At 39.4% G+C, this 16,332-nt stretch carries 17 protein-coding genes; 9 read left to right on the top strand and 8 right to left on the bottom strand.

Annotated elements, in window-relative coordinates:
* The first annotated feature begins 367 nt into the window (after positions 1–367).
* The 4 genes from anmK (at position 368) to pdxY (ending at position 4,696) form a co-directional block, all read left to right on the top strand.
* A complete protein-coding gene (gene anmK / locus FVA69_RS12405; RefSeq protein ID WP_109911270.1) occupies positions 368–1,489 on the top strand; it encodes an anhydro-N-acetylmuramic acid kinase in 1,122 nt (373 codons plus the stop codon).
* Positions 1,490–1,509: 20 nt separating this feature from the next.
* Entirely contained in the window at positions 1,510–2,163 is a 654-nt protein-coding gene (gene pdxH, locus FVA69_RS12400; protein WP_004910451.1) for a pyridoxamine 5'-phosphate oxidase, read from the top strand.
* Between the two features lie 161 nt (positions 2,164–2,324).
* A complete protein-coding gene (gene tyrS / locus FVA69_RS12395) occupies positions 2,325–3,599 on the top strand; it encodes a tyrosine--tRNA ligase (RefSeq protein WP_109911271.1) in 1,275 nt (424 codons plus the stop codon).
* 233 nt (positions 3,600–3,832) lie between these two features.
* On the top strand, positions 3,833–4,696 hold the full coding sequence (pdxY, locus tag FVA69_RS12390) for a pyridoxal kinase PdxY (protein WP_164528913.1): 864 nt from the start codon (positions 3,833–3,835) through the stop codon (positions 4,694–4,696).
* 54 nt (positions 4,697–4,750) lie between these two features.
* Here the strand turns inward: pdxY and gstA are convergent, their stop codons facing one another.
* Complete coding sequence (gene gstA, locus FVA69_RS12385) at positions 4,751–5,356, bottom strand: glutathione transferase GstA (RefSeq protein WP_164529354.1); 606 nt, start codon at positions 5,354–5,356, stop codon at positions 4,751–4,753.
* Between the two features lie 306 nt (positions 5,357–5,662).
* On the opposite strand from gstA, the gene FVA69_RS12380 reads away from it, so the two are divergent.
* Positions 5,663–6,529: a DUF817 domain-containing protein gene (locus FVA69_RS12380; RefSeq protein ID WP_042851575.1), complete on the top strand. Its 867-nt coding sequence runs from the start codon at positions 5,663–5,665 to the stop codon at positions 6,527–6,529.
* A gap of 58 nt (positions 6,530–6,587) precedes the next feature.
* Here FVA69_RS12380 and sapF read toward each other — a convergent pair whose 3' ends face one another.
* From sapF to pspF, 7 genes are all read right to left on the bottom strand, one after another.
* Positions 6,588–7,391, bottom strand: a complete 804-nt coding sequence (gene sapF / locus FVA69_RS12375) for a putrescine export ABC transporter ATP-binding protein SapF (protein ID WP_004910462.1) — start codon at positions 7,389–7,391, stop codon at positions 6,588–6,590.
* The gene (gene sapD, locus FVA69_RS12370; RefSeq protein WP_004910464.1) at positions 7,392–8,387 is read right to left on the bottom strand and encodes a putrescine export ABC transporter ATP-binding protein SapD; all 996 of its coding nucleotides are present in this window, start codon (positions 8,385–8,387) and stop codon (positions 7,392–7,394) included.
* The gene (gene sapC / locus FVA69_RS12365; protein ID WP_004910466.1) at positions 8,387–9,277 is read right to left on the bottom strand and encodes a putrescine export ABC transporter permease SapC; all 891 of its coding nucleotides are present in this window, start codon (positions 9,275–9,277) and stop codon (positions 8,387–8,389) included. Before sapC ends, sapD begins: the two co-directional genes overlap by 1 nt.
* Entirely contained in the window at positions 9,264–10,229 is a 966-nt protein-coding gene (sapB, locus tag FVA69_RS12360; RefSeq protein WP_004910469.1) for a putrescine export ABC transporter permease SapB, read from the bottom strand. Before sapB ends, sapC begins: the two co-directional genes overlap by 14 nt.
* Complete coding sequence (gene sapA, locus FVA69_RS12355; protein WP_042851809.1) at positions 10,226–11,911, bottom strand: ABC transporter substrate-binding protein SapA; 1,686 nt, start codon at positions 11,909–11,911, stop codon at positions 10,226–10,228. Before sapA ends, sapB begins: the two co-directional genes overlap by 4 nt.
* Before the next feature lie 360 nt (positions 11,912–12,271).
* On the bottom strand, positions 12,272–12,877 hold the full coding sequence (locus tag FVA69_RS12350; protein WP_004910472.1) for a hypothetical protein: 606 nt from the start codon (positions 12,875–12,877) through the stop codon (positions 12,272–12,274).
* A gap of 494 nt (positions 12,878–13,371) precedes the next feature.
* Positions 13,372–14,388, bottom strand: a complete 1,017-nt coding sequence (pspF, locus tag FVA69_RS12345) for a phage shock protein operon transcriptional activator (RefSeq protein WP_164528912.1) — start codon at positions 14,386–14,388, stop codon at positions 13,372–13,374.
* Positions 14,389–14,658: 270 nt separating this feature from the next.
* On the opposite strand from pspF, the gene pspA reads away from it, so the two are divergent.
* From pspA to FVA69_RS12325, 4 genes are all read left to right on the top strand, one after another.
* Positions 14,659–15,324 carry a phage shock protein PspA gene (pspA, locus tag FVA69_RS12340; protein WP_164528911.1) on the top strand — a complete coding sequence of 222 codons (666 nt, stop codon included), beginning with the start codon at positions 14,659–14,661 and terminating at the stop codon, positions 15,322–15,324.
* 80 nt (positions 15,325–15,404) lie between these two features.
* Complete coding sequence (gene pspB, locus FVA69_RS12335) at positions 15,405–15,635, top strand: envelope stress response membrane protein PspB (protein WP_004910474.1); 231 nt, start codon at positions 15,405–15,407, stop codon at positions 15,633–15,635.
* Positions 15,635–15,991 carry an envelope stress response membrane protein PspC gene (gene pspC / locus FVA69_RS12330; protein WP_164528910.1) on the top strand — a complete coding sequence of 119 codons (357 nt, stop codon included), beginning with the start codon at positions 15,635–15,637 and terminating at the stop codon, positions 15,989–15,991. The genes pspB and pspC overlap by 1 nt, the downstream gene beginning before the upstream one ends.
* 82 nt (positions 15,992–16,073) lie before the next feature.
* A complete protein-coding gene (locus FVA69_RS12325; RefSeq protein ID WP_109911275.1) occupies positions 16,074–16,253 on the top strand; it encodes a hypothetical protein in 180 nt (59 codons plus the stop codon).
* The last annotated feature ends 79 nt before the right edge of the window (positions 16,254–16,332 follow it).

Below are 16,332 nucleotides of genomic sequence, written 5' to 3'. Positions count from 1 at the left end.
CGATTATTTCATTCAATAAGGCACTCTTTGTTAAATATTCAATAGGGTAGTCAGCTTATGAGCATCTTTTCGCACCCGTTGCCAAACAGAAATAAGGTGTTAAAACTTTAGCTGAGGTACAGAACCGTAATGCCGAGCTGATAAATATATTATGTACCATTATATTGGAAATGAAAATTTCAGGTATTACAAAACGTCTTTTTTATTTGGGTTGTCTAGCAATTTTGAGTTTTAAAGCATTTATTTATTATTCCTGCGAAGCGCGCCGAGAAATTGCATCGAATTGTTGACAAAATTTGTCATCAAAGCACAATCTTTTGTAGTCGAGCGTTGTAAAGTCAATGTGCACTCTGAAGGAACAAGAATAATGATGAAATCAGGTCGTTACATAGGGGTTATGTCAGGAACTAGCCTAGATGGTGTTGATGTCGTTCTTGCTGCAATTAGTGACAAATTTGTCGCAGAGCAATCCAGTTTGAGTGTTGCATTTCCTATTGGATTAAAAAAAAGAATTTTAGATATATGCCAAGGACAAGTAACAACGCTATCAGAGGTTGGTAAAATTGATAGAGAGCTAGGCTCTTTATATGCAGATGCAATAAACCAGCTTCTTACTCAAACAGGGCTAACATCCGAAGATATCATTGCCATTGGTTGCCATGGTCAAACTGTTTGGCATGAGCCTGATGGCGAGCAACCTTTTACTATGCAGTTAGGTGATAATAACCGTATTGCGGCTTTAACGGGGATCACAACGGTAGGTGATTTCCGGCGAAGAGATATGGCTTATGGGGGGCAGGGGGCACCTTTAGTTCCTGCATTTCATTTAGCTGTTTTAGGGCATTCTACAGAAAAACGAATTGTACTAAATATTGGTGGAATAGCTAATGTGACAGCTTTGTTACCTGGTGCTTATGTCAAAGGCTATGACACTGGACCTGGCAATATGTTAATGGATACCTGGAGTTGGCGTATTAAGCAAAAGGCATTCGATAAAGATGGTGAATGGGCCAGTCGTGGTCAAGTTGACCATGCATTACTAAAAGCGATGCTAAGTGACCCATACTTTAGGCGTTCATCACCGAAAAGTACGGGGCGAGAGTATTTCAACACACAATGGTTAGAACAGCATTTGGCTCATTTTCCTTCAATTTCAGTCGATGATGTGCAAGCAACGTTATGCGAATTGACAGCAGCCTCTATTGCAGAGCAAGTGTTACTATGTGGCGGTTGTGAGCGTTTGATAGTCTGCGGTGGCGGAGCAAAAAATATCTTTTTAATGCAGCGGATGGCAGCCTTACTGCCTGGGATTGAAGTGGCGCCAAGTGATAAATTTGGTCTGAGTGGGGATGATATGGAAGCTTTGGCATTTGCATGGTTAGCTGCTCGAACCATTTCTGGGCTTTCAGGGAATTTGGCTTCTGTAACTGGTGCAAGCCAAGAAACTGTGCTTGGGGCGATATACCCTAAAAATAGCAATAAAAAATAATTGTGGTTAAGGATGCAAAAATGAACGAACTAGGTGAGATTGATCTCGCAGCAGTACGTCGAGAATACACAAAAGGTGGGTTAAGACGCCATGATTTAACACCAAACCCATTGACCCTTTTCGAACTATGGATGAAGCAGGCATGTGAAGCTCGTTTGAGTGACCCAACAGCCATGTGTGTTGCTACGGTGGATGAAACCGGGCAACCCTACCAGCGTATCGTACTATTAAAACATTTTGATGATAAAGGCCTTGTATTTTATACCAATTTAGGTAGCCGAAAAGCGCAGCATTTAGAAAAAAACAATAAAATTAGCCTGCATTTTCCATGGTATCCATTAGAGCGCCAAGTTAATTTCATAGGCGTTGCCGAACGTTTAAACCCTATTGAAGTAATTAAATATTTTCATAGTCGGCCAAAAGATAGCCAAATTGCAGCATGGGCATCAGCGCAATCTTCTAAAATTTCTGCGCGTGGTATTTTAGAAGGGAAATTCTTAGAGCTAAAACAAAAGTTTAAGAATGGTGACGTCCCACTACCCAGTTTTTGGGGGGGATATCGAGTGGTATTTGATAGTGTTGAATTTTGGCAAGGTGGTGCCCACCGTTTGCATGACCGTTTTTTATACCAGCGAGAAGAGAGTGGCTGGAAAATTGACAGATTAGCCCCTTAGGATCATGTTTTTTAGCTGGCACTTAATTGATATGCGCTTTATGCTATAGCTTCATTTAAGAAAACTGACAAATTACACTGGTGAGTTTTTGACAAACCTCTCAAACTTACTGGTCATTTAAACCAATATAGATAGACAAAATACAACTGATGGAGTCATTGATGTCTAGCAATAACCTGATTAAACAATTGCAAGAGCGGGGCCTCGTTGCCCAGGTAACGGATGAGGATGCGTTAGCAGAGAGACTGGCGCAGGGCCCTATCTCTCTCTATTGTGGCTTCGATCCTACCGCTGATAGCTTGCATTTGGGACATCTGGTTCCTTTGCTGTGTTTAAAACGATTCCAACTAGCCGGGCACAAGCCTGTGGCGTTGGTCGGTGGCGCAACGGGCCTTATTGGAGATCCGAGCTTTAAAGCTACTGAACGTAAATTAAACACCACAGAAACCGTTCAAGAGTGGGTAGAGAAAATTCGTAACCAAGTTTCACCATTTCTAAGTTTTGATTGCGGTGATAACAGTGCACGCCTTGCTAACAACTATGATTGGTTTGGCAAAATGGATGTACTGACTTTCTTGCGTGATATTGGTAAGCACTTTTCTGTTAACCAAATGATTAACCGTGAGTCTGTTAAGCAACGCTTAAATCGTGATGACGTTGGTATCTCTTTTACTGAGTTTGCTTATAACCTTTTACAAGGTTATGACTTTGCAAATTTGAACAAAGAGATGGGTGTGGAACTGCAAATTGGTGGTTCTGACCAATGGGGTAACATCACTTCTGGTATCGATTTAACTCGCCGTCTACACCAAAACCAAGTATTTGGCATGACGGTACCTTTGATTACCAAAGCAGACGGTACTAAATTCGGTAAAACTGAGGGTGGTGCAGTTTGGTTAGACTCCAAGAAAACTAGTCAATATAAATTCTACCAGTTCTGGATCAACACTGCAGATGCCGATGTTTATCGCTTCTTAAAATTCTTCACATTTATGGAAATAGATGAAATTAATGCACTGGAAGAAGAAGATAAAAACAGCGGAAAAGCGCCTCGGGCTCAATATGTATTGGCAGAATTAGTCACTAAACTGGTACATGGTGAAGAAGGGCTTGCTGCTGCAAAACGTATTACTGAAAGCTTATTCTCTGGTGCAGTATCTGATTTAACTGAAGCTGATTTTGAACAATTAGCTCAAGATGGTATTCCTTGTATTACCTTAGAAGCAGGTGCTGATTTACAGCAAGCTTTAGTAGATTCAGAGTTAACGCCTTCTCGTGGGCAAGCAAGAACGGCAATTAGTTCTAACGCGGTATCTATTAATGGCCAGAAACAAACTGAGCCAATGTATGTCTTCTCTGATGCAGACCGCCTGTTTGGGCGTTATACATTGATCCGTCGCGGTAAGAAAAACGACTGTTTAATTAATTGGAAATAGCTCTGACTAACCTTTGTAATATCAGCCCGGAATCTTCCGGGCTATACTCGTCATAATTCAAACTGTATTGGTGTTGACTTCGCTAGGCTCTCTGAATTGCATACTGATGTATGTCCTCGGCTTATTTTCTTATGTCACCTATATATGACTTGGATTATTTGGAGTGTATTCATATTTGCAATGGGTAATCACTGATTTCTCTTCATTCGACATAACAATTTTTTGGGTTCTCAATGAAAAGCGTATTATCAATTCAATCCCATGTTGTTTTCGGCCATGCAGGAAACAGTGCTGCTGCATTTCCTATGTGCCGAATGGGCGTAGATGTGTGGCCACTCAATACCGTACAATTTTCGAATCATACACAGTACTCACAATGGACTGGAAGTGTCTTTCCAGCGCAGCACTTAACCGATATCGTTGATGGTTTAGCTAAAATCCATAAATTAGAAATTTGTGATGCTGTATTAAGTGGCTATATTGGGTCTGCAGAGCAAGGGAATGATATTCTTGCTATCGTGCAAAGAGTAAAAGCAGCAAACCCCCGAGCCCTGTATTTTTGTGATCCAGTCATGGGGCATCCTGAGAAGGGTTGCATTGTTGCTCCTGGGGTTGCTGAATTCCTTTGTGAGCGCGCACTGGCTGCTAGTGATGTCATCGCACCAAATTTACTAGAACTAGAAACCTTAACGGGTAGAACCATTAAAAATGTCGACGAGGCCGCGCAAGCTGCCCGTGAATTGTGCCACAAAGGCCCTAAAATAGTGCTTGTTAAGCATTTAAATCGTGCGGGATATCGTGCTGATCGTTTTGAGATGATTTTGGTTACTGCGGAACATAGCTGGCATGTTAGTCGTCCATTAGTTGATTTTGGTGAAAAACAACCTGTTGGTGTTGGTGATTTGACCAGTGGTTTAATGTTGGTTAACTTATTGAAAGGTGAGCCTTTAGATAAGGGATTAGAGCACGTCGCAGCTGCGGTATATGAAGTGATGATAAAAACCAAAGAAATGGAAGAATACGAATTACAACTCGTTGCTGCTCAAGACAAAATGGTTAACCCAAAACATAATTTCTGTGCAACACAATTAGATTAAATTGATTTGTATTATCAAAGATAGCGCTCTACTGAAAGAGCGCTATTTTACAGATTAGATTAGGCCTTCCGCTTTTAATGCGTCTTGAACATTAGGGCGTTTAGCTATTTTAGCACTGTAATCTTGCAGGTGGTTTAAGCTAGTCAAATCAAGCCCAACGTGTTTTGCCCAATTACTAACCGTAAATAAATAGGCATCAGCGACACTAAAAGTATCTCCAGCAAAGAAAGCTTGTTTAGCGAGCACGCTATCAACATACTCAAACTTATTAAACAATACCTTACGGACAGTATCTTTATACTCTTCTGGTGTCCCTGGAGTGAATAAAGGTGAGAACGTTTTATGTAGCTCTGTTGAAATAAAATTCAAGGCTTCTAGTTGGTGATAACGCTTCATCGAACCTGGAAGTGCGATCAGGTTACGATCCGGTTTTTGATCCGCAATATATTGAACAATAACAGCACCTTCAGTGAGTTGTTCGCCATTATCTAGCACTAAGGTTGGTACCTGTCCTTTTGGGTTTATTGCTAAAAAGTCTTCACCTTTCTCAGTCTTTTTTTCTTTTATATTCACTCGCTCAATACTGAAATCTAAACCAGTTTCACGCAGAATGATGTGGGGAGAAAGTGAGCAAGCACCGGGAGCGTAAAATAATTTCATCATAAAACTCCTAAATTGTTGGATTGGCATTCATATAGCAAATAAACACATATCATTTAAGTATATCATTACTTTTTGTTAACGAATTGCCATCAGGTGCGAGTTAAAAAATAAAACCTAAAATCGGATGGAAAGTATCGTTAATATTAATAGGTAGTGTAAACCCAGCGCTTAAAACTATAAAAAATAAAAATGCATAAATCTAAGATAGTTACCTTATGTAGGGGATAACTATTTTGTTAAACTCCTCGCCTTGTCTTATGAAAAAAAACATACAAAATAATAAAAAATTAGGTGAGTAAATAAATGACCAGTTTGTGTCAAAAATTGAATGTGTTAGGGAAATTAGACCAAATTTTAATGGCACATCAACCGAATAATAGCCATGGCATTAAACGTTTTCTATTAGAGTTTTGGTTTTTCGGTTTAATTAATGCTCGTTCTTGTTTATTCGCTGGTTTTTTCTTTCTGGCGCTATTTTTGGTACCAGCTAAAGGGCTAATTGGCATCCCTCGCTATGACTTGTTATTGATTTTTGCAGTTGCCTTTCAAGCCTTGTTAGTGTGGTCAAAATTGGAAACCTGGGATGAGTTAAAGGCTATTTGTGTTTTCCATTTAGTTGGTTTTATGATGGAGTTGTTTAAAACGTCAGCAACGATTGGATCATGGCAATATCCAGATGAAGCTTACACTAAGCTTTGGGGAGTTCCTTTATTTACTGGCTTTATGTATGCCGCTGTAGGGAGCTATATCATTCAATCTTGGCGATTTTTTAAAGTAAGAATTGAACACTATCCACCCTATTGGATGGCAACATTAGTTGCATTAGCTATTTATATTAATTTCTTTAGCCATCATTATATTGATGATTATCGCTGGTATTTAGCTGCATTTATTATGGGGTTGTATGCCCGTAGTGTGGTTTTTTATACTCCGCTAGATAAAGAACGAAAAATGCCATTATTGCTCGCATTTATGCTAATTGGCTTTTTTATTTGGTTGGCTGAGAATTTTGGGACATTTTTTGGTGTTTGGCAATATCCAAACCAGATTGGAGCTTGGTCAATGGTACATGCAGGCAAATGGGGAGCATGGTCACTATTGGTGATTGTCACATTTACGATAGTCGTTCACCTTAAACATATTAAGGCTAATGTCACGATATCACGCTAAATAACGAGTTTAGTTCATTGTCTGTGAGTAAAATTCATCACAGACAATGGAAAAGCCATTATAAGTCTTGTCGCCAGGCATCTATTGACAGAGGCTCACCAAAGTGGCTTTCAATTAGTCGTCGGGTAACGTCATGAAGAGGGGCGGCTAAAACTTCTGCTGTATTACCACGTTCGACAACTTCACCTTTATCCATCACAAGCATTTTATCGCTGACGTGTTTCATCATCCCTAAGTGCTGGGTAACATAGATAAATGCAATATCTTGTTTTGCTTGCAAATCTAACATTAAGTTGATGATCTGTGACCGCATGGACATGTCTAATGAAGCTAGTGCTTCATCAGCAATGATAATTTCGGGTTGTAGAATAAGCGCTCTTGCCAGTGCAATACGTTGTTTTTGCCCCGATGCTAACATATGTGGGTAATATTCAGCGTGGTCAGCAAGTAACCCGACTTGGCGAAGCGTTTGAATAATGCGCCTTTCACGTTCTATGCCAGTTAAGTCAGTGTTTAATTTTAAAGGGAGTTCAAGCGTTTGACCAATACGCTGCCTTGGATTTAGGGACGTACTTGGATCTTGAAAAATCATACGAATACGCTGGCAACGGTAGCTATAATCACCAAAATTAAGTGGTTGTCCGTGTATAAAAATATCGCCGCTGGTGGGTTCTACAACGCCGGATAACATTCGCGCAAGAGTTGATTTTCCTGAGCCATTGGCACCAATAATGGCTAATGTTTGGCCTGCCTGTAAGTTAAAGCTAACAGGCTTAACAGCTTGCAATTCGTGCCGATGAAATAGGCCCTCACGAAAACGGAAAGTTTTGGTGAGATTACGGACTTCAAGTAAGGTTTCCATTTAAGATTGTTCCTCGGTGTTTAGCGGATAATGGCAAGCAACGAGGTGGCCTTTAATATTGCGCAGTTGAGGCGCATTGATGCAAGTACGTTGTGCATAAGGGCAACGGGGGCCAAGACGGCAACCAATCGGCAAATGTTCAAGAGAAGGAATTGCACCGGGTAACGTATTTAACCGCCCTTTATGGGGAAGAGGGCTTTCAAAATCTGGGATTGAACGGATTAACGCTTGGGTATAAGGGTGGCGTGGTCGCTGTAGGATATCTTCTGGTGTTGCGCTCTCAACCGTTTGCCCACAATAGAGTACGTTGATGCGGTCAACAAGTTTTGACATCATTTCCATATCATGGCTAATGAGCAAAATTCCCATATTATTGTTTTGATTTAATTTATCCAGTAAACGGAAAATTTGTGCTTGAGTGGTAGACTCCATCGCATTGGTGGGTTCGTCGGCGATTAATAACCGTGGTTGGTTAGCTATCGCAATCGCTATCATGACTTTTTGACATTCACCATCGGTGAGTTCATAAGGGTAACTGCGCATGATATCTTTATGATCTTTTATCCCCACACGGTGTAACAGTTCTATTGCACGGCGTTTACGCCAATTAAAACGTTGCCACCAGCGGCCTTTATATGTCCATCCAGGAATCGATTGGATAAGCTGTTTGCCTATATCAGCGGCTGGATCGAGACAAGATTGTGGTTCTTGAAATATCATGGAGATATTATGACCAATTAACTTACGACGTTTACGTGGGCTGAGTTTTAGTAAGTCAATGTCTTGAAAGCGAAAACGGTCGGCTTTCACACGAATGTTGTCTTTCGTTACGCCACAGATAGCTTTTGCAATAAGGCTTTTACCGGAACCTGATTCGCCGACTAAACCTCGAATTTCCCCTTCAGATAATGTCATTGATACGCGATCAACAGCTTTGACTGGGCCATTGGCAGTCATAAATTCGATAGTTAAATTGCGGATGTCTAGTAGTGGCATTATTCAACTCCCGCATTGATGGCACGGTGTAGCCCATCACCTAAAAGGTTAACAAAAAGCACGCTTATCATGATAGCAACACCGGGTAAGATAACCGTCCAGGGAGCAACGTAGATAAGCTCTAAAGTATCTCCTAGCATGGCACCCCATTCAGAAGATGGAAGTTGTGCACCTAAATCAAGAAAACCTAAAGCGGCAATATCTAAAATGGCAATTGAAAGTGCCCGAGTTAGTTCAGTGACGAGAATAGGAGTAATGTTTGGCAGTACGGTATACCATAAAATAAAAATGTTTGAAGCGCCATCTAGGCGTGCGGCAACGATGTATTCTTTATCTAACTCATCATGTACAGCAACATAGATGGTTCTTACCATTCGCGGAATTAATGCAAGGCAAATAGCGAGCATCGCATTTTCTAAACTAGCTCCCATAAAAGCGACGACAATAATAGCGAGTAATAAGGATGGAATTGATAGCAAGGTATCGAGTATATGGTTAAAAACTGCAGATTTTAACCCGCGAGTCATTCCCGCTAGGCAGCCGAGAACTAATCCAATTAGTGTTGCAATCAGTGTGACTAAAATAGCTGCACCAAACGTTGATTTAGTGCCAATTAATAGCCGACTCAGAATATCGCGGCCAAGGTCGTCAGTCCCAAAGAAGAAGGCAACATCACCATAATGTGACCAAGACGGTGGTGTTAATTGGTAACCTAAAAATTGTTGGTCTAGTGCATAAGGTGCTAGATAAGAGCCAACAAAGCATAAAATTAATAAAACTAGCACACCAAAAAATCCCACCATAGAAACTACATCTGATGAGAAGATATTCCATACCACTCGTGTTGGGGATGGCATTTTTTGTTCACGATAAAAATTATCTGAGGACATACCAATCCTTATGTTTTAATGGGTCCATCATGGCGCCTAAAATATCAGACAACACATTTACAGTAATCACTAGTGCGCCAATTAGCATCACGCCAGCGGATATTGCGGAGTAATCTTCTTGGCGGATAGCAGTAACTAACCAACGGCCAAGCCCTGGCCAGTTAAAAACGAGTTCAGTTACCATGGTCAGTGTCAGCATAGTAGAAAACTGTAGCCCAAGCTTAGGAATAATGGGGGGGATAGCATTATGAAAAATATGGCGGCGGATGATTTTAATTCGTGACAACCCTCGAATAGCGGCTGCTTTGATATAATTTTCACTGGCGACTTCTTCGGTGCTATTACGTACCAACCGAATAACCTCGGTTGTTGGTGCGAGTGCCAAAGTCAGAACCGGTAACACCATGTGTTCAAGTACATTGATGATCATATCTTTACGATAGGGTGAATCCGAAAGCCATGCATCTACCAAGGCAAAGCCAGTTACTGTTTTTAAATTGTATAATAGGTCAATTCGACCCGATACAGGTAGCCACCCTAAATGTAATGAGAAAAAGAGGGTTAAAACGAGTGCGAGTACAAATACAGGGACAGAAAATCCTAATAAAGCAAAAACACTGATAGCAATATCCGCTGGTTTATTACGCCAAAAAGCAGCGATAATCCCAAGTGGAATACCTGTCGTTAAAGCAAAAATAAACGCTAAAATGCATAACTCCATGGTGGCAGGGAATGTGTCTTTTAATTGTTCGGTGATGGGTTCCCCGTTAATACTTGAAACGCCAAAATCAAAATGAAGTAAGCCTTCAAAATAAAAAATATAGGCATCGATAAGTGATGCGCCACTCAGTGGTGCATTAGGCGTAAAATAGCTTAAGCTAAAGCTGACTAGTGATAGAAAGAATACCGTGACTAATAAAAGCAAAAAACGACGCAGTGAATAAATTATCATGGTTGCTGCCTCTGTTTTTTCGGAGAAACTTTTTCAGCCTGTTCCATTTCCCGATACACACCGGCAAATGAGGTATTACCAAACGCACTGATCATTAGCCCTTTTATATCATAGCGATAGGCCTGTAAACGTAAAGAGTAGGCAAGGGGTAAGACAGGTAAATCTTCCCCTAAAATTTGCTGTGCCTGATGGTAATAATCTATACGTGCGGCTAATTGCTGTGTCAATAGTGCCTTATGTAAGATTTCATCAAAAGCGGGGTTACACCAATGGCTTAAATTGGTTTGGGAACCAATCGCCGCACAGCTTAGTAGCGGGCGGAAAAAACTGTCAGGGTCATTACTGTCAGTTGTCCAACCTGCTAATGTCATATCATGGGTTCTATCCATTAATTGGTTTTCTTGGAAGCGGCCTTCAACAGAACGGATATTCATAACAATACCAACCTGTGCCAAGTCTGCTTGGATAAGCTCAGCCATTTTTAGTGGGCTAGGGTTATATGATTGCGAAGCGATCGGCACCCATAAATCCAGTTTTAGATTTTCTAACCCCATCTCTTTGAGCATTTTTTTGGAACGTTCGGGGTTATAGTCAGTGATCTTTGCTTGATTATCATAAGCCCATGAGGCTCTAGGTAAAATAGATGCAGCTGTTTCTGCTGTACCGTAATAAATTGATTGCATTAGACGTTCATTATTAATTGCATAAGCAATTGCTTGACGTACTTTTAGTTTATCTAATGGTGGTTTACTGGTATTAAATGCGAGATAGGCAATATTCATCCCAGAACGCATAGAAATCCGCAAACGTGGGTCATCTCGTAATACTTTTAATTGGCTTGCTGCAGGGTAGGCTAAAACATCACATTCCCCGGTGAGTAATTTCGAAATGCGACCAGTTCCTCCGGCCCCCATATCAACAACCACTTCTTCCATACGCGGTAAACCCTTCCAGTAATTGTCATTTCTGAGAAGTCTAACGAATTGCCCGGCTTGGTAGTCATCTAAATGAAATGGCCCCGTACCCACAGGTCGCCAATCAATTAGCTCTTGGCGATTGATACTTGAAAGGTAATCAGCGTACTCGGATGAAAGGACAGGAGCATAGTGTGTTGCTAGGTGCCATAAAAAAGACGCATCAGGTGAATTTAAGCGGAACTCCACCGTATGGTTATTAATTTTACGTATACTTTGGACACTATTGGCAAATTGTAAACTATCGAAATAAGGGTAACGTCCCCCATTGATATAATGATAAGGATGGTTTACCTCAAACATGCGAGAAAAGCTAAACACGACATCATCAGCATTCATATTGCGCGTTGGTGTATACCAAGCTGTGTTTTGAAACTTTACATCTTTACGCAGGTATAAGCGGTAGGTTGCGCCGTTATCGAGAACTTCCCAGCTAGCAGCCAGTTCTGGAACCAAACGATAGGTAAATGGATCAACATCTAATAGGCGATCATAAATTTGAGCACCGAGAGGGTCGACAATTAACCCGCTACTGACTAGTTGTGGATTAAATGTCGTTACGATCCCATTTACACAGTAAATAAAACCTTTTTGGCGTATATCTGCAGGAACCTCGTTAGCCACAATATCGGTAAAGCGCTCTTGGTTATTAAGCGCTTGTGCAGACACAGAAATGAGAAATAAAAACCAAAGAGTTAATAGGCGCATACCACTGACATCGTTAACTAGAATTGACCTATTGTAGCCTAAAAATGGGGGGACAGGGTATAAGCAAAATTTAGCCCAAAAAAGCATGAAAATTAAGCTAAAAAGGAAGTTATTAATATAATGCTTAACTTAAATTATTAAATTAATCATTGAAGTATGTCTTAATGAGAAAATATCTCATTAAAAAGCTTTACAAATAACACTGATAACGATTATCATTCGTTTTGTCACTTAAGCCAAGTGCTTATGTAGACAAGGCATGACATTGCTCACATTGCTTCCAGTGTTTTATTTAATAGCCAGCTTGGGTGCTGGCTTTTTTTTTGTATCAACAAGCTCGTTTAGCTTCATTTCTCGTTATTACTCTAAACCCACATAGTGTAGGTCTTCATCGGTCACTTTACCTTGGAGTGTACATAAGAAACGAACCACTCCTCTTTGTTCATCCTTTTCAATAATCAGCATTTTTTCAGCTGCATTTGGGGCCAAGTTATAGTCTTGCGTTGCGTATTCGTTAAACACCCATTGGCCTTGCAAATTGTGGCGGATCATGGGTGAGTAGATATAAGTATTTCCCACCTTTAGAATAGCAATTCTTGATGAAGTATAACGGATAACCTCTTCAAAGCTTTGAGTGGTTTCAAATCCCCAAAAATAGTATTGGCCACGTAAGCCTAAATAGGTGAAGTCATCATATTTATCGAAATTACTATGACTAACAAAAAAACGATTAAAAGTCACAATTCCAGTAGGTGAAAAATTGAGATTAACAGAAACTTGTTCACCATCATCTAATTTCATGTTTTTCAATGCATTAGATGCATCATTTAAAGCGGGATACTCTTTCATTTTCTCGAAAAAAGTCGCATCACAGTAAGAGAATGTTCTCATTAATGATTCTGCGCTGACTGTAGGAGATAAGCCGAGAAGAAAAAAGGTCATAGCAAGTATATTTATATTCTTCATAATAGGCTCCTCATATAATAAATATCATATTAATAGAGATATCATATAAATATATTTCGCACAGTAGTTAAATATGACAAGGTGTAAAAATAATTTAATTGGTTGACATTAACATGATTAAAATAAACATAGTTATGATTATATAATTAACTAAATGTGCTAAAATAAATCATTATTTATGCATGCTAATTAGTATAAGTTACTAGATATAATTATTTTTATTTAAATTTTGTATGTTTTTGGAAAAGGTGATATTGTCTTACTTGTTGTTTTTTCTCATAAATTTATTTATATTGAATATTTTTGTTTTGATTTTCCCTATTGAAAATATGTTTTTTTTAGTGAGATGAATAAATGATTTTTGAAACCAAAATATAAAATTGGAAATGTTTAGTAATAAGTAATAACCCAAATTCTTTAATCCTGAATTTTTGATGTTTAAGTATAATACAGTAGTTCAAACAATAAATTCAAATTATTTGAACTACGTATTATTAATTCTCAATGTTTATTTGATGTTTTTTTATTAAGCCTCGTAGTTGGTCATAACTTAATGATAACCGTTGTGCAGCTTTACGTTGATTAAAATGACTATCTGTTAGTGCTTGTTCTAATAGAGCTTTTTCGGATTGTTGTTGCCATTGACGTAAATCACATGGTAATGAAGGCAAAATTGTATTCTGTTGTTGGGTATGTGGCATGGGGAGTGAACTTGGTGATTCATGTAGCTCAGCAAGTTTTTCGCCAAATGGGTCAAAAATAATATTATCAACGGGATCAGCACAGTTTCCATGGCGGTATATTGAGCGCTCAATAACATTTTTTAATTCGCGTACATTACCTGGCCATGGGTAGTGTTGCAGAGCTTGTTGGGCATGTAATGTAAAACCTGTAAAGTGTGAACGTTTTAATTCACCACACATTAAAATGGCAAAATGTTCTGCTAATAATAAGATATCAGGCTGCCGTTCACGCAGTGGGGGGAGGCGAATAACATCAAAAGCCAGCCTATCTAAGAGGTCAGCTCGAAAACGGCCCTGTTTGGCAAGTTCAGGTAAATTGGCATTTGTAGCACAGATTAAACGAACATCGACGTGTAATGCTTGGCTTCCACCGACTCGTTCAAGTTCACCATATTCAATGACTCGCAGCAATTTTTCTTGAACGGACATCGGTGCGGTAGCGAGCTCGTCAAGAAAAAGAGAGCCTTTGTCTGCTCGTTCAAAACGCCCTTGATGGCGTTTTTGGGCACCTGTAAAAGAACCGGCTTCATGTCCAAATAATTCAGAATCCAGTAAATTCTCATTGAGTCCACTGCAATTGAGAGAGATAAAAGCTTCTTGCCAGCGTGGGGAGAGGTAATGAAGTCTATCTGCAATAAGTTCTTTACCCGTACCGCGTTCGCCGATAACCAAAACAGGTTTATTGAGCTGAGCAAGTTCAGAAGCTTGTTCGAGTACATCGAGAAAATTACTTGAAACGCCAAGAATAGGTTCGTTGGTTTCTTTCATGGTTTTTTTTACCAATAGTTGGTTGGAAATACCGATGCTTTAACTATAAACTAAAATGAATTTTAGAGAAAGTTTATAATTATTTTATTTAAAATCATTGTGATATGAATTTTTGTTTAAAGTTGGCACGTGAGTTGCAATATGTGAATTGTAATAGCTAAATACAACATGCTATTTGTTGTTTGACTAACGGAGCGTCAGGTATGGGTTGGAAGCCAAATCAGGTCGAGGCGCTACAGAATGATTAAATCCATCAAGGGGATATAAATAATGGGTATTTTTTCACGTTTTGCCGATATCATTAATGCAAACATCGCTTCTTTGTTAGACAAAGCAGAAGATCCGCAAAAAATGATCCGTCTGATGATTCAAGAAATGGAAGACATGCTAGTTGAAATCCGTTCTACATCAGCACGCACTTTAGCTGAAAAGAAAGGCTTAGAGCGCCGTATTGAAATGGGCGAAAAACAAGTTGCTGATTGGCAAGAAAAAGCAGAATTAGCACTGGTGAAAGATAAAGAAGATTTAGCGCGTGCAGCACTGATTGAAAAGCAAAAAGTGAGTGCAATGGTTGATACCTTAAAACACGAGCTGATTATTGTTGATGAAACCTTGACCCGTTTAAAAGGTGAAATCACTGAATTAGAAAACAAACTGCAAGAAACGCGTGCGAAACAGCAATCAATGGTTGTTCGTATGGAAGCAGCACAATCTAGTCGTAATGTTCGTCGCCAACTGGATAGCGGCAAACTGGATGAAGCAATGGCTCGTTTTGAACAGTTTGAGCGCCGTATAGACCATATGGAAGGTGAAGCTCAAAGTTATGGTATTGGTAAACAAAAATCACTGGAACAACAGTTTGCAGAGTTAAAAGCAGACGATGAAATAAGCGCGCAATTAGCGGCGCTTAAAGCTAAAATCAATAAAGATCAGTAACAGTTATTTTGATGCACTGGTACGTTAGCAATATCGTATCAGTGCCATAGATAGGTTAACCATATGTATAAGGATATGTGATGGGCTACGTTTTTCTGTCTCTCGTATTAATTATTTTTCTCATTTTTATTCTGCCTATTTGGCTGTGGCTACATTACAGCAAAAAAAATAATGGGCAGGGGAGTCAGCTAACTGAAAATGAAGTACAACGTTTGATGCAATTAGCAGAGCAAGCATCACAGATGCAGCAACGCATTAAAACGCTTGAAGATATTTTGGATGCAGAACACCCAAATTGGAGGCAAAAATAATGACTCAATTTCGCAACCGCAAACTTTATCGTTTAACGGATAGACGTGTGTTCGGTGGTGTGTGTTCGGGTATTGCTGAGTACTTAGAACTTCCGGTTGCTTTGGTCAGAGCATTAGCCGTATTAGCCTTATTTGTAAGCTTTGGTATTACTTTGATTTTGTACATCGTGATGTGCTTTGTTGTCGAAGCGGCACCAAGTGGCTACTGTTCACAGAAAGATATTGGCCCAGAAGTGAGTAGTCTTATTAACCAAATTGATACACAATTAAAATCCGGTGAAATGAAGTTACGCCAGATTGAAAGATACGTTACTTCAGATACTTATACAGTGAACAGTAAATTTCGAAATCTATAGCAAATCGTATCGCCATCACATGATAAGGGATTAGGTTTCAAAACCAAATCCCTTTTGTTTTTTATCAATAAGTGAGTGACATATGGCAAATAACGTTCGTTATCGAATCAAAAAATTTGTAAAGAAACTTATTCTACAAAAAAGTATTCGAATCGCTGCGGTATTACTTATGACATATGGCCCAGCCGGAGTCGTAGGTAAAATCATTAAATTATTGACGAGTAAATGGTTGCTCAATGTACTAATTAAACGGTTAACCTAATACAATTTGTTTTATGCTAAATTATAGTACGCAATATGACGTAAAATGGGTTTAAATTGAAAGGATAAGTCTTGGGAGG

It is taken from the genome of Providencia sp. PROV004 (assembly GCF_011045615.1).
Taxonomy (GTDB): Bacteria; Pseudomonadota; Gammaproteobacteria; order Enterobacterales; family Enterobacteriaceae; genus Providencia; species Providencia rettgeri.
This window is presented reverse-complemented; position numbering and strand designations above follow the sequence as displayed.